This window comes from Aminipila sp., assembly GCF_032051575.1.
Taxonomy (GTDB): domain Bacteria; phylum Bacillota; class Clostridia; order Peptostreptococcales; family Anaerovoracaceae; genus Aminipila.
Map to the genome: position 1 here is coordinate 70,551 of NZ_DAMBYD010000003.1, position 21,906 is coordinate 92,456.

A 21,906-nucleotide genomic window follows, 5' to 3' on the forward strand; every position below is an offset into this window, starting at 1 on the left:
TTATCTCTTAGGTTTTGCAAAAATCATACGTCCCGCTGATGTCTGCAATACGCTGGTTACAGTAACAGTTATAGTCTGTCCAATGTATTTTCTTCCTTCTTCTACAACAATCATAGTTCCATCGTCAAGATATGCAACAGCTTGGTTGCTCTCTTTTCCTTCTTTAACCAGAAAAAGCTTCATATCCTCTCCCGGAAGAACAACTGGTTTTAAAGTGTTTGCCAGTTCATTAATATTTAAGACCTTAACACCTTTTATTCCTGCAACCTTATTCAAATTAAAATCATTTGTTACAACTTTGCCATTCATAATTTGTGCAAGCTTTAAAAGCTTAACATCAACTTCTGGAATCTCATCTAGAGATTTTTCTGCAGTAGTATTGTAAATTTCAATACCATAATCCTCTTGAATCTTATTTAAGATATCAAGACCTCTGCGTCCCCTGTTTCTTTTAAGTCCATCAGAAGAATCCGCAATATGTTGCAGCTCCAGTAATACAAACTCAGGTATTACGATATTTCCTTCAATAAATCCAGTTTTCATAATATCTGCAATTCTTCCATCAATGATTACACTTGTATCAAGAATCTTAGGAGTTGCATCTGCCTGCTTATTTTTTGATTTTGATGATTGTCCACTTTTGCTTTTTGCAAGCCACGCACTTGTTACATCCTTAAATCTTTTAGTAGCAACAATAACACCCAAATAACCCATAATAAGATAAGTGATAATGGTTAAAATAGTCCCCATATAAAAGAACTGTATCGTTGCATAAATCTGGCTTACTAAGAAAGCTATAATCAAGCCTACAATTAATCCAAATGTCCCCGATGCAATGTCATTTGTTGAAACCCCTTGCAAATCAGACTCAATCCCCTTTGCAACCTTAATACTGTGTTTTCCAAGACTTGGTGTTGCTCTAAAAAATATAATTCCAAAAATAATAGCAAAGCATAACGCAGTTATTGCTAACTGTGTTTCTGTGAATTCACTTTTTAAAGAAGTTCCTGATAAGCCATAAATAAATTCACTCAATAAGAACACACCATATCCCACAATGGCACCAATAATAGTTAATATTATCCTTATTAATTTCTTCAACATTCTTTTCACCCCCTTTCAAATTTGTTTTCCCCCACCTAAATTTTAAGGGTTATATAGCTTAAGATATTATTAATAAGCGAAAATTAAATTGCTTCATTAATAATATCATTAGCTTCATTTTGTTCAATGTCTCTAACCAAAATAATTTCACTAAGTAAAATCTGTTTTGCGTTAGACAGCATTTTCTTTTCTCCCGTAGACAGTTTCTTTTCTCTATCCATACGAACCAAGTTTCTAACCACTTCGGCTACTTCAACAATATCGCCTGTCTTCAGTTTATCCATATTTTCGCGGTTTCTACGGTTCCAATTGCTAGGCATATCGCTAGAGTCCTCTCTTAAAATAGAAAGAACCCCCTTTAGCTCCTCTTCAGAGATAATCTCGCGCACACCAACACTGCTGCATGATTCTATAGGAATCATTACTTTCATATCCCCACAAGGCAGCTTCAAGATATAATATTTTCTTATTTCCCCAAGAATTTTCTTTTCTTCTATTTTTTCAATAACTCCTGCACCGTGCATTGGATACACGACTTTATCTCCTATGGTATACATAACATTCCCTCCAATATATGCTTCTAGTATATATTAAAAATTCGGTTAATGTCAAGTACACAAATTTTTTAGTTTATCACACTGCTTTTTTTATGTCAATAATAAAATCGTTAATTTTTTTGCAAAATTTTAGGTTCACTTATCCAGCTCAAAATAAAAAGTACTGCCCATCCCTTCTTGGCTTTGTACACCATAACGTCCATTATGAAGCAGAATAATCTCTTTGACAATGGACAATCCCAGTCCAGTGCCTTTTGCTTCCCTTACATGATGTGTGCTGGCTTTGTAATATCTATCCCAGATTTGATCAATCTCTTCAGCCGCTATTCCCATACCATGATCAGATACTTCGCATCTTGCTACTCCATCCATTTCTAGTATCCTGATTACAACTTCTTTATCTTTGCCACAATATTTAATGGCATTATTTAGCAGGTTTGATATAACTCTTTTAATCTTATTTTCATCCCCATTCACTTCGACTTCATTTTCCGGGCATTCAAGGATAAACTTATACCCATCACGGCTTTCATAGATACCAAAAGCACTGATGATACTTTGTGCTGCCTCTGAGAGATTAAATTGATCCTTCTCAACGGGTGTAACATGGGTCTGCAATCTTGAGAGAGCAAGCATATCACTAACAAGTAAATTTAATCGGTCTGCTTCCTCAATAATCACCTCCAAGTGTGCCATTCTTTTTTCAGGGTTATCACCTGAAAGATCTCGAATCATTTCTGCATAAGATTTAACCATCGTCAGAGGTGTTCTTAAATCATGAGAAACATTTGCAATTAAGTCTTTTCTTAAGGCATCTGTCTTCTGTAATTCTACTGATGTCATGTTTAAAGTATCCGCTAATTGCATGATTTCTGTGTAATGCCCACCTTCAAAGGATACGCCATACTCCCCTGCGGCCAATTTTTCTGCAGACCTTGTTATATTCCGTATAGGTTTAGATATCCTTTTGGACAAATAAAGAGAAATACAAAATGCCAAACATAGAGAAATAACAGTGACATAGATCAACTGATTTCTCAATATTCCTACAGTAGAATCCACTGGGAACAATGGGGAGAAAATATACAAGATTACCGTTTCATCTTCTGAATTTTCCAGATAACTGGCATATGCCAAAGTTTTCCTTTGTCCATGCCCATCAGGACTCTTTTCTGGAATAATAATAGAAGTGCTTTTTCGGTTACCTTCAACTAACAGTTTTCGTACAGTATTCATCTCAGGTAAATACATATAAGTTGGCATTCTAGCCGACTCATTACCAGGTGAAAACAATATGGCATCATTTGTTTCGATTTGAATGTACATATCGTTTGTAACAGATAAGGATCTTATCGTTTCTATGAACCCTTCCTTGCCGTATTCTTCTGTGATTTCATTTGCTACTCTGTTGGTCTGTGCAATCTTCATCTCTTGATAATACGTATTTAGAAACAAAATTTGCAAAAGCCATAATAGGGATAATAGAAATGCAGCAAATAAGACAAAATACGCCCACAATTTAAAATTAATGCTGTTTTTATCAAATTCTATTCTTGGTATTTTTACGTTCATAATTTATGCCTCAAATTTATATCCTACACCTCTTAAAGTAACAATAAAATCGCGGTATGGTCCCAAATTATTTCTCAGATTTTTTATATGTGTATCTATTGTTCTATCATCGCCAAAGAAATCATATCCCCAGATGTCAGATAGTAATTTATCTCTTGACAAAGCTAGATTGCAGTTCTTTGTTAGATAGAATAACAAATCATATTCCTTTGGTGTTAATTCAATTTTTTCGCCATCCACCAAAACTGTTCTTGCTGGAATATTAATAGCTAGCCCCTTAAAATTAAGTACATCTTGTTCAGCAAGCTGAACAGAAGCTTTTCGTGCAAGTACCGCATGCACTCTTGCCATTAGTTCCTTTGGACTAAAAGGTTTTACCACATAATCATCTACCCCCAGTTCAAATCCAAACAGCTTATCATATTCCTCTCCTCTGGCCGAAAGCATTATTACCGGTGTATCCTTAAATTTTCTAAGTTCCTTACAGGTTGAAAATCCATCCAGCTTAGGCATCATTACATCCAGAATAATTAAATCATATTCATTCAATTTACAAAGACCTATAGCCTCCATTCCATCTGCTGCTTCATCAACTTCATATCCATTGAATTCAGCATATTCTCTTATTACTTCTCTAATTTTTATTTCATCATCGACTATTAATAGCTTACTCATATTATACCTCTTTTATTATTTTCACTCATTTATTTCTTTCACGTCATACTTTTAAAATACATTACTAATATACTAAACACAAAAAGTGATAGCTATGTGATAATAATGAATATATTATATGTAATTTTATCATATCTTCTAATTAAATGTATAAGATTTTTATTGTTTATTTAACCTTATAGTGCTAGAATAATTTTTGTTATTATAACTATTTTTCGAATAGAAAAGAGAGGTTGAAAATGGGAACTGAATTAAAAGAGAAATATGGGCTTATTACGGCTATAGCTATGGTTGTAGGCATAGTAATAGGTAGTGGTGTTTTTTTCAAAGCAGAAAAAGTGCTTAATGCCACAGGCGGGAATCTTCCTCTTGGTATTTTAGCTTGGGTAATTGGAGGTCTAATCATGATTGCCTGTGCGTATACTTTTGCAGTTATGGCAACCCGATATCAATATGTAAACGGAATTGTAGACTATGCAGAAGCTACTATGGGGAGCAAATACGGTTATTACGTGGGTTGGTTTATGGCATTAATTTATTACCCTACATTGACCTCGGTTTTAGCCTGGGTCTCTGCCCGATACACATGCGTATTATTTGGATTTGATATTGTTGGCGGGGAATGCATGACGATTGCATGTTTCTTTTTAATTGCCAGCTTTGCTTTAAATTCATTATCACCTGTAATTTCTGGTAAATTTCAAGTTTCAACAACAGTTATTAAATTGATTCCATTATTCTTAATGGCTATTGTTGGTACTATTGTGGGTCTTACAAATGGTATGACTGCCCATAACTTTACTACTGTCGTAAAAGAGGTAGATACCTCAAATGCACTATTTACAGCAGTAGTTGCTACCGCTTTTGCTTATGAAGGGTGGATTATTGCTACTAGTATTAATGCAGAATTAAAGAATTCTAAAAGAAATCTTCCTATTGCTTTAGTCTGTGGAACTTTCATTATCATGGCAGTATATATCCTTTATTATGTAGGTCTTGCTGGAGCTGTCACTAATGAAGTAATGATGGCTGGTGGTGAAGCTGGTGCCAAACTAGCATTTGAGACAATATTCTCGGATATTGGTGGAACTCTTATCTTCATCTTTGTAATTATTTCTTGCTTAGGCACATTAAACGGACTTATGCTTGGCTGTACAAGAGGTATTTATTCAGTTGCTGCTAGAAATCAGGGGCCTAGGCCAGAAATTTTCAACCAAGTTGATAAAGTTACAAATATGCCAACAAATTCATCTGTTTTAGGTTTACTTCTGTGTGGTATTTGGTTACTATTCTTCTATGGAGCAAACCTTACAACTCCTTGGTTTGGATTTTTCTGCTTTGATTCATCAGAACTTCCAATCGTAACAATTTACGCGTTGTATATTCCTATCTTCTTTATGATGATGGTAAAAGAAAAAGATTTATCTGCATTTAAGCGTTTTATTATGCCATCCCTTGCACTTGTCGGATGCGTATTTATGATTATTGCTGCATATTTCTCGCATGGCAAAGCTGTCTTTGCATATCTAATCGTGTTTGCTGTCATAATGGTTATAGGTGCAATATTTAGTAAACAAAAAAATATTTAAATAAAATATTCTACAACAAAAGTGCCATCTTTAATACAGATGGCACTTTTCCGTTGTAATCCTTAGGTCACATACATCGTCTATTTGCAATGTAATGCTATTTATCTATGAGAACTGAGCAATAGCCTCTCTAATGTTTGCCACACCAACAAGCTTTATATTTTGTGGTGGTTCTTTAATTGCCCGTTCATTCTTCTTTGGTAATATCACCCTTGAGAACCCCATTCTACTAGCCTCTCTTACTATTTTGTCACAGTTCTGTACCGATCTCAAATCTCCAGTAAGACCAATCTCTCCTAAGGCTAACGTCTTCCCTGAGCCAGTCAGCCCTTTATAGGAAGAGTATATGGATAGAGCCACTGCTAAATCTGTTGACGTTCCCTCAGGTTTTAACCCTCCAACGACATTAACATAAACATCCTGATTTATAAGAGACAGTCCCGCTTTTCTCTCTAAAACAGCAAGCAGCATGTTTAGCCGGTTGTTGTCAATGCCAATCGCAGTCCTTCTTGCAAAACCAATATTGGTAGGGGCAGTTAGCGCCTGGATTTCCAAAAGTAATGGTCTCGTACCTTCATAAACTGCTGTAGCTACCGCTCCTTCTGCTCCATCCTCCATTCCCTCTAGGAAAGTCTTTGATAGATTCTCAATCTCTATTAATCCATCTTCCATCATTTCAAAAGCCCCAATTTCACTGGTAGTCCCAAACCTATTTTTAAATGATCTGAGTATTCTCAGTTCCTGATTTCTTTCTCCCGAAAAATTCAAAACACAGTCAACTAAGTGCTCCACTATTTTAGGTCCTGCTAAGTCACCTGACTTTGTTACATGAGCCACTATAAAAACCGGAATATTTCTTACTTTTCCTAACTTCATCAGTTCATTTCCACAGGCCCTGACTTGTGAAACGCTGCCTGGTGCAGAATCAAGTTGTGCAGAATACATAGTTTGTATAGAGTCTATAATTATAAATTCTGGTTTTAATTCATCCGTAACCGCTAAAATATTTTCTATATTCGTTTCTGCTAATAAAAATAAATTCTGTATATCACATTTGCATACTCTGTCGCCACGCATTTTTATCTGTTCTTCAGATTCTTCACCAGAAACATATAAAACTTTACCATATTTATCAGCAATATTTGAAGCCGCCTGTATTATAATGGTTGACTTACCAATACCGGGCTCTCCTGATATTAACGTGAGGGAACCTTTAACAAGTCCGCCGCCCAAAACACGGTTTAGCTCACCTATACCCGTGTCAATTCTTGAGAAATTTCCTGATTTAACCTCAGAAAGTTTTGTAGCTTTTACTCTTTGAACAGCATTACCATCCGCTGACAGCGCCGCTCTGCCTCTACTGTCATTTTCATTAATAGGTACAATTTTCTCCTCTACCATCGAATTCCATGCCCCACAAATACATTGTCCCATCCATTTTGCACTTTCATATCCACATTCCTGACATATAAATACAGTTCTTGCTTTCTTCATCCTTTTTACCCCTTTGTCTTTCTCGTCAACCTTAGTAATGTTTTTAATATTTTATTATTTGCATAAAATTATATTCAATATATTGGAATAAAAAGGGAGCAAATACGATTTGCTCCCACATTTTATTTAATTTATATAGGCTAAGCTTCTGCTTCTGCTTTATGTTTTGCAATAATCTTTTCAGCTAAATGAGTAGGTACTTCCTCATACCTCTCAAATCTTTGTATAAATGAACCCCTAGCCTGAGTCATTGCTCTTAGCGATACTGCATAATCAAATATCTCAGCTTGAGGTGCCTCAGCAAGCAGTTTTTGTCCTCCACCCTGAAGTGGTTCCATTCCCAAGATTTTGCCTCTTCTTTTGTTCATATCCCCCATTACATCACCCATATATTCATCTGGAACTGTAATTTCCAGATGAATTACAGGTTCAAGGAGACAAGGTTTTGCTTCCACTATACCCTTTTTAAATGCTAAGGAAGCTGCAATCTTAAATGCCATTTCATTTGAATCAACATCATGATATGAGCCATCATAAAGTACGGCTTTTACATTTACAACTTTGCAGCCAGCAAGAGGGCCCTTTTGCATAGATTCAATCAATCCTTTTTCAACTGCAGGCACATAATTCTTAGGAATCGATCCTCCGAATAGCTCTTCAGCAAATTCAAATTCTTGTTCAGATGGTAAAAATCTAATATGAACATCACCATATTGACCAGCTCCACCTGACTGTTTCTTATGTTTTCCCTGAACATCTGAATGGCCTTTAATGGTTTCTCTATAAGCAATTTTTTGCGGCACTGCCTTTACAGTAACACCAAATCTATCCTTAAGTTTTGCAATAATAATGCTTAACTGAATCTCACCCTGTCCACCAAGCAGTGTCTGATGGGTTTCTATATTTCTTGTTATGATGAAAGATGGATCTTCCTCTCTAAGTTTATTTAAACCGGTTCCCATCTTTTCTTCATCAGCCTTATCCGCTGCCTCTATCGCAATGAAATATGAAGGCTCTGGAAAGTCTAACGGTAAGTATCTAATAACATCGTTTTTATCACATAACGTATCACCAGATAATGTGTACTGCAGTTTGGCTACAGCAACTATGTCCCCAGCTTCAGCATAATTAAGTTCTAGCTGGTTTTTTCCTCTTAGGAAGAAAAGTTTTCCTAACTTTTCAACTTTACCAGTTCTCTCATTTAAAACTTCAGTACTGGAATTTATCTTCCCTGTAACAACCTTCATAATTGAAATCTTACCTACAAATGGGTCAACAATTGTTTTAAACACAAAGGCAGACATAGGAGCATCAACTATAGACGTTCTTTCTACATGTTCATTGTTATCATTAAAGCCAAAATATGGGCCATGTTCAAACGGCGTAGGAACATAGGTAATTAATAAGTCCATTAGCCCTTCTATTCCATGCCCCAGTGAAAATGCTGAAGAACATACGGGAACGATAACTCCATCAGCAATGCCATGTCTTAAACCTCTTTTAATTTCATCATCAGTAAAAGCATCTCCGTTAAAATACTTGTCCATTAAGGCGTCATCCGTCATAGCAATGGCTTCCTTAAGACCCTCATCTATTTCTGCAGTAACAGGCCAGCTAAATGGAATGAGTGTATCTCCAAATTTTGCTTTTAATTCATCAAAGGTTTTGTAATAATCAAACTCGTCTTTATCTCTTTTATTTATAACAATAAATCTTGGTTTCTTATATCTTTCGCAAGCTTTCCATGCCTGTTCAGTTCCTACCTGAATACCCGCACCTGCATCTACTAGAATTACAGCAGCTTCTGCCGCTCTTAATGCAGCATTTACTTCACCTACAAAATCCAAATATCCTGGGGTATCAATAAAGTTAATCTTGCTATCTTTCCATTCAATAGGAACAACAGAAGTGTTAATTGAATAGCCTTTTTCAATTTCCATTTTGTCGTAGTCAGATACTGTATTTCCGTCTTCAACTTTACCTAATCGGTTAATCACGCCTGTCGCCAATAAAGCTGATTCCAGAAATGTAGTTTTACCACATCCACCATGTCCAACAAGTGCAACGTTTCTAATAGTATCGCTCGTATAGCCCTTCATAAATAAGCCCTCCCAAAATTATTTTTTGATAATGCATTGCCGTGTATACACGGCTCATTACATCCTCATTATAACATTGGAGTTTATATATGGCAAATAAAATCGTCAGAATATTTGATTTGTCTGACGATTCGACTTTTATCGAGTTAATTCTCCTCGAATATCACTTTCCATTAACAGTCTTATTTCTTTGGGTTCATAATGTTTGCTTAATAAATAATATAACTTAGTAACTGCAGCTTCTACAGTCATATCGAAACCACATATGGCCCCTGCTTCAGCAAGATGTTTGCTGGTCTCATATTGACCAATTGTTGCTGCTCCTTTATGGCACTGTGTACAAACTATTATATATGTTCCGTTGGATTTAGCCTTCTGAAGCATTCGAATCATAGAATCATCGTTTTGTGGTATATTTCCTGCACCAAAAGCCTCAATAACAATGCCCTTCAGCTTTTCTGTCATAATATTTTCAAAGATTTCAAACTGTATCCCAGGAAAAATCTTAAGAACTGCAATCTGATTATTTTTGAAGGTACAAAAATTTAATTCTTTTGCTTCTGTTCTAACTCGTTCCTGATTAACTGAAATGTTTACACCAGCTTCTGCTAAAGGCCCATAGTTTGGAGAGTCAAAAGCTATAAGCATATCAGAGCTTACCTTCGTAGAGCGGTTGCCTCTTATGAGTTTTCCGCCAAAATAAATGCAAACTTCTGGAATATTATAATCTGCTGCTATAATCATGGAAGTTATGAGATTTTCTCTTGCATCACTTCTAACCTTACATAGAGGGATCTGAGACCCCGTCAGCACTACAGGCTTTGACAAGCCCTGCAGCATAAAAGACAAGGCTGATGCAGTATAAGCCATGGTATCCGTTCCATGCATTACCACGAATCCATCATAATCACAATAATGTTCTCTTATATCTTCTCCTATCTGGTTCCAGTTTTCAACTGTGATATTAGAGGAATCCAAAAGCGGCGTATATTCAATGAAATCATAATCCGGCATCTCTGGCTCTTTGAACTCCTGTATACCTCTCAGTGTTTTTTCCATATATCCAGGAATAGGAGCATACCCAAATTCTGTTTCTTTCATTCCAATGGTTCCGCCTGTATAAATAATACAGATTTTCTTCTTCAAAGTCTTTCTCCTTTAGAATTCAGCCGTCTTTGGAGTTCTAGGGAATGGCAGTACGTCTCTGATATTGCTCATACCAGTTACATACATAATAATTCTTTCAAATCCTAAACCGTATCCTGCATGCTTAACTCCACCATACTTTCTTAGATCCATATACCACCAATAGTCTTCTTCCTTAAGTCCGAGTTCCTTCATTCGAGCTGAAAGTACATCATATCTTTCCTCTCTCTGGCTTCCGCCGATAATTTCACCTACACCTGGAACCAGAAGATCACAAGCAGCAACGGTCTTGTTATCCTCATTCAATCTCATATAGAAAGCCTTAATTTCTTTTGGATAGTCTGTTACAAATACAGGCTTCTTAAATATCTCTTCTGTAATATATCTTTCATGCTCTGTCTGTAAGTCAATCCCCCATTCCACTGGGTATTGGAATTCCTTGCCTGATTTAAGCAATAAGTCAACTGCCTCAGTATATGAAATACGTGCGAAATCATTGTTGACAATATTGTTTAATCTGTCAGTTAGACCCTTATCAACAAAGCTATTGAAGAATTCCATTTCTTCAGGTGCATGCTCAAGAACATAATTAATGATATATTTAATCATAGCCTCAGCTAAATCCATGTTATCTGTTAAATCTGCAAATGCTACTTCTGGCTCAATCATCCAAAACTCAGATGCATGTCTTGCTGTATTGGAATTTTCTGCTCTAAATGTTGGTCCAAAAGTATAAATATTTCTAAATGCCATAGCAAAAGTTTCTGCCTCTAATTGTCCACTTACAGTAAGGCTAGTTTCCTTACCAAAGAAATCCTCACTGTAATCAATTTTTCCTTCTTCTGTCTTTGGAAGATTGTTCATATCTAAAGTGGTAATTCTGAACATCTCTCCTGCCCCTTCGCAGTCACTTCCTGTAACAATTGGAGTATGAACATATACGAAATTCTGGTCCTGGAAGAACTGGTGGATAGCATAAGCAACTAAAGATCTTACTCTAAATACTGCTGAAAAAGTGTTGCTTCTAGGTCTTAAATGTGCAATTTCTCTTAGAAATTCAAGACTGTGTCTCTTTTTCTGAAGTGGATAGTCCGCTTCAGAACCGGCTTCCACAACAACTTCTATTGCTTTAACTTCAAAAGGCTGCTTTGCTTCTGGGGTTAATGTTAATACACCTCTAACCATAAGTGCAGCCGCAATAGGTGCTTTAGCCATCTGGTCAAAGTTATTAATGATATCCTGTTCATATACAACTTGAACAGACTTAAAAAATGAGCCATCGTTCAGCTCTATAAATCCAAATTTATTTGAACTTCTATTTGTTCTTACCCAGCCTCGGATTACCACTTCTTTTCCAGCATGTGCATCCGTGTTTCTGTAAAGCTCTCTTATCTGTATATCTTTTCCCATTTTCTCTAAACTCCTCGTTCTTTCTCGAGGCCTTAAGGCCCATATAAATCTATTGTAAATGAAAAAAGCCCCTTATGCAAGGGGCTATCATTTTAAACTTTAAAATTAATCCTACTGCGCTATTTTGTTTTGGTTTCTTCAGCCACAACTTTTCCTGTGCCTAAATCGATTTTTAATAAGACATAACTTTCTCCATTCATATCCAGTTTCCTACATCCGATTGAAAAGATGTCACCAGCTATAGAGGGTTCTGAATCTACAAAAGCTCCCACGCTGTTCTTTTTCATATTGAAATAGTAATCCCCCTGAATTTGATTCTTCAAACTGTATTCACATTCCGACTGTCCACGTTTTCTTATAACAATTCTATAATTATTGTCGAAAGTAGTTGTGGGGTACCCCACATAGTATTCTTTCCCGTAATAATAATCCATGCCTGTCGCCCGAGGCAATGTGGTGCCAATTACTTTGTCGGAAATAACGGGTCGGAAAGGATGCCCGCTTTCAATCCGCAAACCACTCTTTTTATCATATGAGTATTCCCAGCCGAATTCCTCGACAGCAAACCTCCATGTCAGTGGGAAATAGGTTACACCACGAAAATTAAGAATAGGATATTCTTCTTTCTGATTATTAAGATATTTCTTTGGATTTGTAGTATTTAACGCAAGACCATATTCAGCAACTGTAGCAGTACAGCGTTTTTGATTGGAAGTCTTAGTTGAAATAATTTTCAATTCCTTAGCCTGCTCTTCTGCTACACCAACAAACAAAACACTTTTATTACCATAGCCACGGCTTTCTTGATACCAATTGGCTTTGATCCCTAAAAACCTTGCATAGTCATATTCCATTGGAAAATACGTAATATCCTTATATAGAAGCAGAGGATATTGGTTATACTTACTCTCCATCGCCTGCCCATTGACGGTAATCAGAAACTCTGGAATCGTAACTGTCGCAGACTTTGCATATGATGCCGTTGAGAACAGTATCATGCATAAGATGCACATTAGTAAAATGCGTTTCTTTTTCATTGTGTATCCCCTTCCTCTAATGCTTAAAAATGTCGATGCAATAGGTGATTGTGAAACATCAGGAGCCACTTACATCTACAATTAAAACGAGCCTGCATCATCAAGATTGCAAGCTCGTTAGGGTTCGTTATTTATCTATTGGTTTCATCGTTGGGAACAGAATAATGTCCCTAATTGATGGAGCATCTGTTATAAGCATAATAACTCTGTCAATACCAATGCCAAGACCGCCTGTAGGTGGAAGACCTACTTCAAGAGCGTTTACAAAATCTTCATCCATTGGATGTGCTTCGTCATCCGTACCATCGTCAAGCTGAGCCTGTTGCTCCTTAAATCTTTCGTACTGATCGATTGGGTCATTTAATTCAGAAAACGCATTCGCAATTTCCCAACAGTTTACATAAGCCTCAAATCTTCTCGTAATTCTTGGATCTTTAGGATCTCTCTTTGCTAATGGTGAAATTTCAACTGGATGTCCCGTAATGAATACAGGTCCGTCAAGATATCCCGGTACATCTTCACAGAATTCTTCAAACATTTCTGCTAAAATCTTACCTCTTGTCATACTCTTAACGTCTTCCTTATCCATCCCCTGCTTGATTGCTGCCGATCTTGCTTCTTCATCCGTTGCAATTGCAGCAAAATCCACACCTGTAATTTCTTTTATAGCATCAGCCATATTTAATCTTCTCCAAGGAGGTGTCAAGTCAAATTTCTTCCCCTGATATTCAATGAGCATGCTTCCAGTCGCTGCCAAAGCTGCCTTTGAAACAACCTGTTCAGTAACTTCCATCATAGTGTCCATATCAGCATATGCCATATAACATTCCATAGAAGTAAATTCAGGGTTATGGTTTCTATCCATTCCCTCATTTCTGAACATCTTACCCATTTCATATACTCTGTCAAGCCCACCAACGATTAATCTCTTTAGGAATAATTCGTTTGAAATACGCATCTTCATATCTAAATCAAGCGTATTATGATGAGTGTCAAATGGTCTTGCATTTGCTCCACCAGCAATAGTAGTCAAGATTGGTGTATCTACTTCAAGATATCCATAATCATTTTCAAGAACGTCTTTGATTGCGTGGATAATCTGTGAACGTTTTACAAAAGTGTTTTTTACCTCAGGATTTACAATAAGATCCACATATCTTTGGCGGTATCTCTGATCTTGGTCCTTTAATCCATGGAATTTATTAGGAAGTACCTGTAATGATTTTGAAAGTAATACTATTTTTTCAATCTTAATGGAAATCTCGCCGTGCTTAGTTTTGAAAATTTCACCTTCAACACCAACAATATCACCGATATCATAAGTTAAGAATATTTCGTATTCCTCAGGTGTAATAGCATCCTGTCTAACATATCCTTGAATTCTTCCCTGTTTGTCCTGAATGTCAATAAAGGAAGCCTTCCCCATATGTCTGTTAGCCATCATTCTGCCAGCACATGATACTTTTTTGCCTTCCATTTCTTCAAAGTTGTCTTTGATGTCCATGCTATATGCCGTTACATTCCAGTTTTCAATTAGAAACGGATTTCTGCCCATATCCTGAAGTTTTTTAAGTTTTTCTCTTCTTATTAATCTTTGTTCATTAAGCTTTTCTTCTGAAAGTTCTTCTTCAACTTCCGGATTTACATTTCTGTTTTCTTCTGTACTCATAGTATACCTCTTACATCTTCTCTATATTACGAAGCCTGATATTCAGACCCCTATCTTATAATATTTGAATTACTTATATATATCTAAAATTTCGTAATGCATAAGGCCATCAGGAACCTGAATTTCAACTACTGTGCCAAGCTTTTGTCCCATAAGCGCACCGCCTACAGCAGATTCGTTTGAAATTTTCCCCTCGAATGGATCTGCTTCTGTGGAACCAACTATTGTATACTCAGTTTCGAGGCCAGATTCCTGGACCTTAATTTTGACTTTTAGTCCAAGGTTTACGTGATCTTTGGGCATTTCATTTTCATCTATAATTTTTGCTTTACGAATCATTGTTTCAAGCTTATGGATTCTTTCTTCCAGATCTGCCTGTTCATTTTTCGCAGCATCATATTCCGCATTTTCAGATAAGTCACCATAGGAAATGGCTTCCTTTAATCTTTCTGAAACCTCTTTACGTCTTACAGAAACTAGCTCTTCATGCTCTGCTACAATCTTATCGTAGCCTTCTTTGGTTAGCAATATTTCTTCTGCCATATTTCCAATCTCCTTTCGACCTATTGTCGTATCGTAACATTATACTCTGTAGCGTATGAAAAGTCAATAAAAACCACCTCAAACCAACTGCTCCAAAAGATTATTTATTTCTTCAAAAGTATTCTTTTGATTTATTTCCGCACGCAAATGAGCCGACCCTTTAATCCCCTTTAAATACCATGCAATGTGTTTTCTCATTTCACGAACGGCAACATACTCTCCTTTTTCTGCAAGTACATATTGACATTGTTTGTTTATTATGTCCAATCTTTCAATTATGCTAGGCGGTCCCGGTTTTTCATGTCCATTCCAAAGTGCTGATGCCTCCCGGAAGATCCAAGGATTTCCCTGAGCACCACGGGCAATCATGACCATATCACAACCAGTTTGCTCAATCATACGTAAAGCATCCTCTCCAGAGAAAATATCACCGTTTCCAATTACAGGAATGTTTATGGCCTGTTTAACTTTTGCAATCATGCCCCAATCAGCCTTACCCGTATAATATTGCTCCCTGGTTCTTCCATGAACAGCTACCGCTGCTGCTCCTGCGGCTTCAGCTGCCTTTGCAACCTCAACTGCATTAATCGATGCATCATCAAATCCAATTCTAATCTTGACAGTAACTGGTTTCTTTGCTTCTGCTGCAGTAACTTCAATCAGCTTATAGATTAGTTCCGGATTCTTAAGGAGAGCCGCCCCCTCCCCATTTCTTACAATCTTAGGCACTGGGCACCCCATGTTGATATCTAATATAGCATTAGGTCTATCTGCTAATTTCCTTGCAGTATAAGCCAATATTTCTAGTTCGCTGCCAAACACCTGGTATGCCACAGGCATTTCATCCTCATAAGTTTTTAATAAATTATCCGTATTTTTGTCTTTATAATAAAGACCTTTCCCGCTAACCATTTCTGTATAGACCATAGACGCACCCATTTGCCTGCAAATTCTTCTAAAGGAAGAATCTGTAACCCCTGCAAGCGGTGCAAGCAGAAACGGATTTTCAAGCTTCACGTTTCCAATAACTAAATCTTTCAATTATTACCTCTCTAATTTAAAAGGCTGACCCAAGATGATTGCAACAAACCACATTAAGACAGCCCCCTTTTTTCATATATATCTAATTACTTTTTATGACTCTTATTTTTTTCATATATTAATTCTAAACCTTCAAGTGTAAGCATCTTGTCTACATGATCAATACAATCAATGCCCTGCTCAATTAAAGTAGCAAGTCCACCTGTTGCAACAACCACAGCTTCTTTATTGTCTTTAGATAAAGCTGCCAATTCTCTTTTCATCTTCTTGGTAATATATTCAACCATTCCCATATGCCCATAAACCAAACCTGACTGCATGCTCTCAATCGTATTCTTACATATGACATGACCAGGTTCTTCCAGTTCAACTTTAGGCAATTTTGCTGTTTTTTCAAATAAAGCATCTGAAGCAATCTTTACTCCAGGTGCTATGGTTCCTCCCAGATATTCTGCATTTTCTGTTATGGCACAAAATGTTGTAGCGGTACCAAAATCAATTACTACAAGCGGTCCACCATACTTAGCATATGCTGCAACAGCATTTACTATTCTATCAGCTCCCACCTGTTTTGGATTATCATATTTAATGATTAAGCCTGTCTTTATACCAGGCCCAATAACTATTGCCCTTTTATTAAAGTACTTCATCGATAAATGCTGAAGTGTGTACAACACTGAAGGAACTACTGTAGATATGATTACATCCTTTACTTCCTGAGTATCTAGCCCCTCATAGGTAAATAGTTGGTTAATCACCATACCATATTCATCAGCACTTTTGTTATTATCTGTTTCAAGTCGCCAGTTCTGAATTAATTGTCCATCTTTAAATACACCTAATACTATATTTGTGTTTCCTACATCGAATGCTAGTAGCATGGTCTTTCTCCTTTGCTCATGCGTCAATTAGTCCGGTTTCCCTAAGGCGTAATGTCCTGCCACATCAGGATAACCACGGCTTTCTATTGGTAAAATTTTAACTAGATTAGTATACATTTAAACGACTAAAAATACAACAAATTTTGATAAAAAATGTCTCCTGCATGAAAATACTTTTCATTCATATATTGTACTGTATGTTTATGCTCTAAAAAAAAGGAGGGATTTTTTTGGATACAACATTAATTGAAGAACTACAAACTTACATAAAAGCTGAGCTTGGAGATGCTGAATTATACCGTGAGTTGGCGCAAATGGCCCCTGATGAAATGGAAATGAACTTGATTATGGAAATGGCTGCAGATGAGCAAAGCCATGCTGATGAATTTAAACTCATTTATAAAGATTTAACAGGGGAGATTTATCGTCCTAATATACCACCTGTAAAATTAAATATGCCTTACGCTGATATTCTTCGAGACCGTATTATTGACGAAAGTGGAGATTTCCGAAAATATATGCATGCACACCAAGAATACTTTAACAATGAAGCACTGAGAGAGGCCTTTTTCAACGCTGGAGTAGATGAAAATGTTCATGTAGTAAGATTATTGAATTTTTTAAACCAATAAATCTAATTACAAAAAACAAGCATAGCTCTTTTCTTCTTTTAAAAGTTATGCTTGTTTTAATTTTTACCCCATTTGTTATCGTCTAGTTGTGGGTAGCACCACCACAGCTAACCGTTTACAACTTTAAAATTTAAGTAATATACTTATTTAATTGTAACTAAAATGTCACTTGTATTGACTGAAGCGCCCTTTGTAGTCTGGACTGTATCGATCGTTCCATCTGCTGGAGCTAAAATCTCATTTTCCATCTTCATTGCTTCTAATATAATAAGAATATCTCCTGCTTTTACTACCTGACCTGGTGTAACTTTAACTTCAAGAACCGTTCCCGGCATTGGTGCAGTTATTGTCTGAGCACCAGCTGCAATAGGAGCTGCTGCAACGGTCTCTTTTGGGGCTGTTTGAACTGCTACAGGAGCTGGAGCCGCAGGTGCAGGTCTCACAATTGGTGAAACAACAGGAGTTTCACTTACCCCTACTTCCTCAACTTCTACCTCATAAGTAGTCCCATTTACTTTTATATTATATTTCTTCATTTTATAATCTCCTTTAATGACCTTCCAACAATTTGTATAACAAATTGTTGGAAGGTCAGATGCTAAAAAATCATAAATCTTATTTCATAGATTTTTATCTGCTTAATAAACCTTCCTGCTTTCAAGACATTCAGCCATTCCTGCAGTTGCCCATGCATTCCCAGCAATTCTTGTAATCCTTCGCACTACAAAGTTACCGGAGGAAAGTCCTAAATTCCCTTCATATGCAGCAATAGCTGCTGTAATAGCTGCAACCAATTCAGCATCGTTTATAATTTCATCCTGACCTACAATTGAATCCGCCACATTTGCAGAGTTTCCTTTAACAGTTGTTTTTTGTGCCTTATTCATAAACTTTGACATTACAACTATAACTGCCCATAATAAGACTAACACTATAAAAGTAATTCCCATCCCCATACAGGTAGTAATTAAAGAGCCCATAGCTTTTTCACTTGTCGTTAATGACTCAAATAAAGCAGGGTCAGCAAACTTCTCCATTAATGATAATTCCATCATGCCACCTCCTAAAGCGGGATATTTCCATGCTTCTTAGCAGGTAATGATTGTCTCTTGGAACTTAACATATCAAATCCGCTAATAATCCTCTGTCTAGCAGTTGCTGGTTCAATAATATCATCAACGTATCCCATTTCAGCCGCTCTGTAAGGATTATTAAACATTTCTTCATATTCAGCAATTTTTTCTTCCCTCTTTGCCATAGGATCTTCTGCATTCTTGATTTCTTTCTTAAATACGATATTGGCAGCACCAGCAGCACCCATAACAGCAATTTGTGCAGAAGGCCAAGCCAGAACTAAATCTGACCCTAATTCCTTATTGCACATGCCAATATAAGCTCCGCCATATGCTTTTCTTAAAATCATAGTGATTTTCGGTACTGTAGCTTCGCAATATGCATATAGCATTTTTGCTCCATGTCTGATGATTCCTCCAAACTCCTGATCTTTGCCAGGCAGGAATCCCGGAACATCTTCAATAGTAAGTACTGGAATATTAAAAGCATCACATCTTCTAATAAATCTTGCAGCTTTATCTGATGCGTTAATATCAAGGCAGCCTGCACCAAAATTAGGCTGATTTGCTATAACACCAACTGTACTTCCGTCTAAACGGATGAAGCATGTAATAATGTTCTTTGCGTAAAGAGGCATTACGTCATACAGCTTTCCCTCATCAGCAAGCTTATTAATAATTTCATACATATCATAAGCCTTATTAGGATTCTCCGGAATTATATCATTAAACTCTGGAATTAATCGGTTAGGGCTATCATTTGTTGCATATATAGGCGCAGTTTCTAAATTATTTGATGGCATGTAGGATAGTAATTCTCTAACTTGCAGCAATGTTTCAGTGTCATCTTTTCCAATAAAATGAGCAACACCACTAATTGAATTGTGCGTCATTGCCCCGCCTAAGGTTTCTGATGAAATATCTTCACCTGTTACAGTTTTTATTACTTGAGGTCCAGTTATAAACATCTGGCTGGTTTGATCTACCATAAATATAAAATCTGTAATTGCAGGCGAATAAACAGCACCACCTGCACATGGGCCCATAATGACTGATATCTGAGGAATAACCCCAGAAGAAATTGTGTTATTATAGAAAATCTTACCAAAACCAGAGAGTGCATTTACGCCCTCCTGAATTCTGGCTCCGCCTGAATCGTTTAACCCAACAATAGGGGCCCCCATTTTTAAGGCCATATTCTGTACTTTTACAATTTTCTCTGCATGATATTCTCCAAGTGATCCCCCTAGTACAGTAAAATCCTGTGCATATGCAAATACAAGTCTTCCATCTACCATACCGTAACCAGTTACAACTCCGTCTCCTGGGGCTTTTTTACCTTCCATATCGAAATTGTGGCATCTGTGGGACACAAATACATCCATTTCAACAAAACTATTTTCATCAAATAAAACGTTTAGTCTTTCCCTTGCAGTCAATTTTCCGCTTGCGTGTTGGGCATCAATTTTTTTCTCCCCTCCACCCATAGCGATTTCTGCTTTGAACTTTAACAGTTCATCAAGCTTGTTCATATATATTTCCTCCTTAACGAATAAAAGTAGGCTTTTTTTAATAGTAGCGCAGTATACACCAGAATAAATATATCTCATATTTTGGTTTTTTGCAATAGGCTTTAGTCTTTATATAATAAGTCTGCCAATTCGATTAATTTCTCTGTTGTTTTTTCAGATACTTTACAATTTTTGGGCAATATTATAAGTATCCCATTTTCTTCTGCAAAATCTCTACCGGAGGCAACACCAATAATCTCTCCTCCTGCCATAGCCTTACCTCTATATAGAGAAATAGGCACCGATATTTTAGTATTATATGTATCTTTTCTCACGAAATTACTATAAACTTGGCTAACCGTCCTAGAATTATTCATGGCAACATAAACATATCTTCCAGAATCCATAGTTATAGTACTTGCTCCCAGTTTTTTTACAGTCTCCGCCAATGGAACTATTACATTGCCGCTAACTGACTTCTGAGGAGACATCAGCTCGTCACCAACAGAATAACTTCCATTCATGCCATTATTAAAATAATAATATTTTCCTGCTTTTGCTATGAAGGATTTTGATAGAATTCCAACCATTTCTTCATAGTCTTTTTCTTTCTTCATTTGTGACATGACAGCTTCAAATTCAGGAAGCTTCTTCAAAGACTTTAGCCTATAATCATATTTCTTATCTAAAATCCTAACTTTTCCTGCATTTTTCGTAAGAGTATAATTCATGATATGTAGTGGTTGTAAGGCTTTCTCAACTGACGTTCCTGAGATATCCCAAAGTTCTATGGTAAGCTCATGAGCTTCAGATGCAGAATCTTCAATTTCGGCAAGCCTCTCTTCAAGTCCCTTTCCATCCAGTTTATACTTCAATGCTTTATAATCAAGATTACCATGAAGTTTTATGCTTCTTACTTGATTTGTTTGTAATGTGGCATCAGTAAGCTTAATTTTTTTGCCAGCCTCATCCGTCTGCATTAGATAATATTCAGCTTCATACCCTTCAATTTCAGACGGCTTTAAAGTACTGGAGTATATGCCATAGGCGCCTTTTGAAAACTCTTCTTTTGCCTCCTCAACGGTATACACAGGGTGAGTATACACCTTGATACCCTCCTTTGACAGTTTCTGAGTCAACCCCTTTACCCAATAATCTTTTCCAATCGTAACTGCATATATATCATTTTCCTTTATAAACTTTAGAAGCTTATTATAGTCAATTTTATCTTGCATATATAATGTAAATATAATATCGTCATATCCAAGAGCTGATACGGCCTCAAATTCACTATAATCGTAAATTTGAGGAATCATGCGGTCTACATAATCAGGGTACTTATTAGCAATGGTTGTAAGTAACTTTATATTATCCCCCTTCGTATCTGTTACAATCCGTACTTGTGGGTTATTGTCCAATATCTTTGTAAGCTTATCAAATGTTAGCGATTGAAATTTGCCACAAATCAGTTGATCATTGAACTGTTTTTGGGTCAATTTTATGTCAAATTTTCTTCCCAAATAGGTTGTTACCGTTCTATCCCAGTCATGTAGCATGATTATTTTATTATCCGATGAAAACTCCATGTCTAATTCTATTACTTTAAACCCATTGGCTATGGATTGCATGACTGCATCATAGGAACTGGAGGTGTCAAAGCCTTCTACTGTACCCCCACCATGAGCAATCATTTTTTCATAAATTCTTTGAGGTTTTTCAACTTTTGATGGAGGCTGCACGCCTTCTTCATTAGATTGTCCAAACGCTAAAGTAGTAGCCATTGCCAGGGCAACAGCTACTACAGTAATTTTAGTTAAATATTTTCTTGATATTTCTAAGATTCTACTACTCATTTTACTATATTTATTCCTCG

At 36.6% G+C, this 21,906-nt stretch carries 19 protein-coding genes; 2 read left to right on the forward strand and 17 right to left on the reverse strand.

All coding sequences use genetic code 11. The features are described from left to right. The 4 genes from RTW14_RS04430 to RTW14_RS04445 form a co-directional block, all read right to left on the reverse strand. Positions 1-1,104, reverse strand: coding sequence for a PIN/TRAM domain-containing protein (locus RTW14_RS04430; protein ID WP_312648488.1), 1,104 nt, complete (start codon positions 1,102-1,104; stop codon positions 1-3). An 83-nt stretch (positions 1,105-1,187) separates the two neighbouring features. Further along, entirely contained in the window at positions 1,188-1,661 is a 474-nt protein-coding gene (locus tag RTW14_RS04435) for a CarD family transcriptional regulator (RefSeq protein WP_312648489.1), read from the reverse strand. 135 nt (positions 1,662-1,796) lie between these two features. After that, positions 1,797-3,233, reverse strand: coding sequence for a HAMP domain-containing sensor histidine kinase (locus RTW14_RS04440; RefSeq protein ID WP_312648490.1), 1,437 nt, complete (start codon positions 3,231-3,233; stop codon positions 1,797-1,799). A gap of 3 nt (positions 3,234-3,236) precedes the next feature. Continuing rightward, on the reverse strand, positions 3,237-3,908 hold the full coding sequence (locus RTW14_RS04445) for a response regulator transcription factor (protein WP_312648491.1): 672 nt from the start codon (positions 3,906-3,908) through the stop codon (positions 3,237-3,239). A gap of 239 nt (positions 3,909-4,147) precedes the next feature. Between RTW14_RS04445 and RTW14_RS04450 the strand changes: the two genes are divergently transcribed. Beyond that, positions 4,148-5,497, forward strand: coding sequence for an APC family permease (locus tag RTW14_RS04450; RefSeq protein ID WP_312648492.1), 1,350 nt, complete (start codon positions 4,148-4,150; stop codon positions 5,495-5,497). Between the two features lie 105 nt (positions 5,498-5,602). Here RTW14_RS04450 and radA read toward each other — a convergent pair whose 3' ends face one another. The 9 genes from radA to RTW14_RS04495 all read right to left on the reverse strand — a co-directional run bounded on the left by radA (position 5,603) and on the right by RTW14_RS04495 (position 16,817). Continuing rightward, on the reverse strand, positions 5,603-6,991 hold the full coding sequence (radA, locus tag RTW14_RS04455) for a DNA repair protein RadA (protein WP_312648493.1): 1,389 nt from the start codon (positions 6,989-6,991) through the stop codon (positions 5,603-5,605). Positions 6,992-7,131: 140 nt separating this feature from the next. Then, positions 7,132-9,090: an elongation factor G gene (locus RTW14_RS04460; RefSeq protein ID WP_312648494.1), complete on the reverse strand. Its 1,959-nt coding sequence runs from the start codon at positions 9,088-9,090 to the stop codon at positions 7,132-7,134. A 138-nt stretch (positions 9,091-9,228) separates the two neighbouring features. Further along, positions 9,229-10,236, reverse strand: a complete 1,008-nt coding sequence (gene ansA, locus RTW14_RS04465) for an asparaginase (RefSeq protein WP_312648495.1) — start codon at positions 10,234-10,236, stop codon at positions 9,229-9,231. A 12-nt stretch (positions 10,237-10,248) separates the two neighbouring features. Then, complete coding sequence (gene asnS, locus RTW14_RS04470) at positions 10,249-11,646, reverse strand: asparagine--tRNA ligase (RefSeq protein WP_312648496.1); 1,398 nt, start codon at positions 11,644-11,646, stop codon at positions 10,249-10,251. A gap of 119 nt (positions 11,647-11,765) precedes the next feature. Then, positions 11,766-12,683: a hypothetical protein gene (locus tag RTW14_RS04475; protein ID WP_312648497.1), complete on the reverse strand. Its 918-nt coding sequence runs from the start codon at positions 12,681-12,683 to the stop codon at positions 11,766-11,768. Positions 12,684-12,810: 127 nt separating this feature from the next. After that, on the reverse strand, positions 12,811-14,352 hold the full coding sequence (lysS, locus tag RTW14_RS04480; RefSeq protein WP_312648498.1) for a lysine--tRNA ligase: 1,542 nt from the start codon (positions 14,350-14,352) through the stop codon (positions 12,811-12,813). Between the two features lie 69 nt (positions 14,353-14,421). Then, a complete protein-coding gene (gene greA, locus RTW14_RS04485; protein WP_312648499.1) occupies positions 14,422-14,895 on the reverse strand; it encodes a transcription elongation factor GreA in 474 nt (157 codons plus the stop codon). Between the two features lie 78 nt (positions 14,896-14,973). Then, on the reverse strand, positions 14,974-15,936 hold the full coding sequence (dusB, locus tag RTW14_RS04490) for a tRNA dihydrouridine synthase DusB (protein ID WP_312648500.1): 963 nt from the start codon (positions 15,934-15,936) through the stop codon (positions 14,974-14,976). Positions 15,937-16,022: 86 nt separating this feature from the next. Next, complete coding sequence (locus RTW14_RS04495) at positions 16,023-16,817, reverse strand: type III pantothenate kinase (protein ID WP_312648501.1); 795 nt, start codon at positions 16,815-16,817, stop codon at positions 16,023-16,025. Between the two features lie 230 nt (positions 16,818-17,047). On the opposite strand from RTW14_RS04495, the gene RTW14_RS04500 reads away from it, so the two are divergent. Then, complete coding sequence (locus RTW14_RS04500) at positions 17,048-17,449, forward strand: ferritin-like domain-containing protein (RefSeq protein ID WP_312648502.1); 402 nt, start codon at positions 17,048-17,050, stop codon at positions 17,447-17,449. A gap of 143 nt (positions 17,450-17,592) precedes the next feature. On the opposite strand, the gene RTW14_RS04505 is transcribed toward RTW14_RS04500, so the two are convergent. The 4 genes from RTW14_RS04505 to RTW14_RS04520 all read right to left on the reverse strand — a co-directional run bounded on the left by RTW14_RS04505 (position 17,593) and on the right by RTW14_RS04520 (position 21,886). Further along, positions 17,593-17,985: a biotin/lipoyl-containing protein gene (locus RTW14_RS04505; protein WP_312648503.1), complete on the reverse strand. Its 393-nt coding sequence runs from the start codon at positions 17,983-17,985 to the stop codon at positions 17,593-17,595. Between the two features lie 102 nt (positions 17,986-18,087). Then, positions 18,088-18,501, reverse strand: a complete 414-nt coding sequence (locus RTW14_RS04510; protein ID WP_312648504.1) for an OadG family protein — start codon at positions 18,499-18,501, stop codon at positions 18,088-18,090. An 11-nt stretch (positions 18,502-18,512) separates the two neighbouring features. Further along, positions 18,513-20,054, reverse strand: a complete 1,542-nt coding sequence (locus RTW14_RS04515; RefSeq protein ID WP_312648505.1) for an acyl-CoA carboxylase subunit beta — start codon at positions 20,052-20,054, stop codon at positions 18,513-18,515. A gap of 101 nt (positions 20,055-20,155) precedes the next feature. Continuing rightward, positions 20,156-21,886: a hypothetical protein gene (locus tag RTW14_RS04520; protein ID WP_312648506.1), complete on the reverse strand. Its 1,731-nt coding sequence runs from the start codon at positions 21,884-21,886 to the stop codon at positions 20,156-20,158. Positions 21,887-21,906 lie beyond the last annotated feature (20 nt).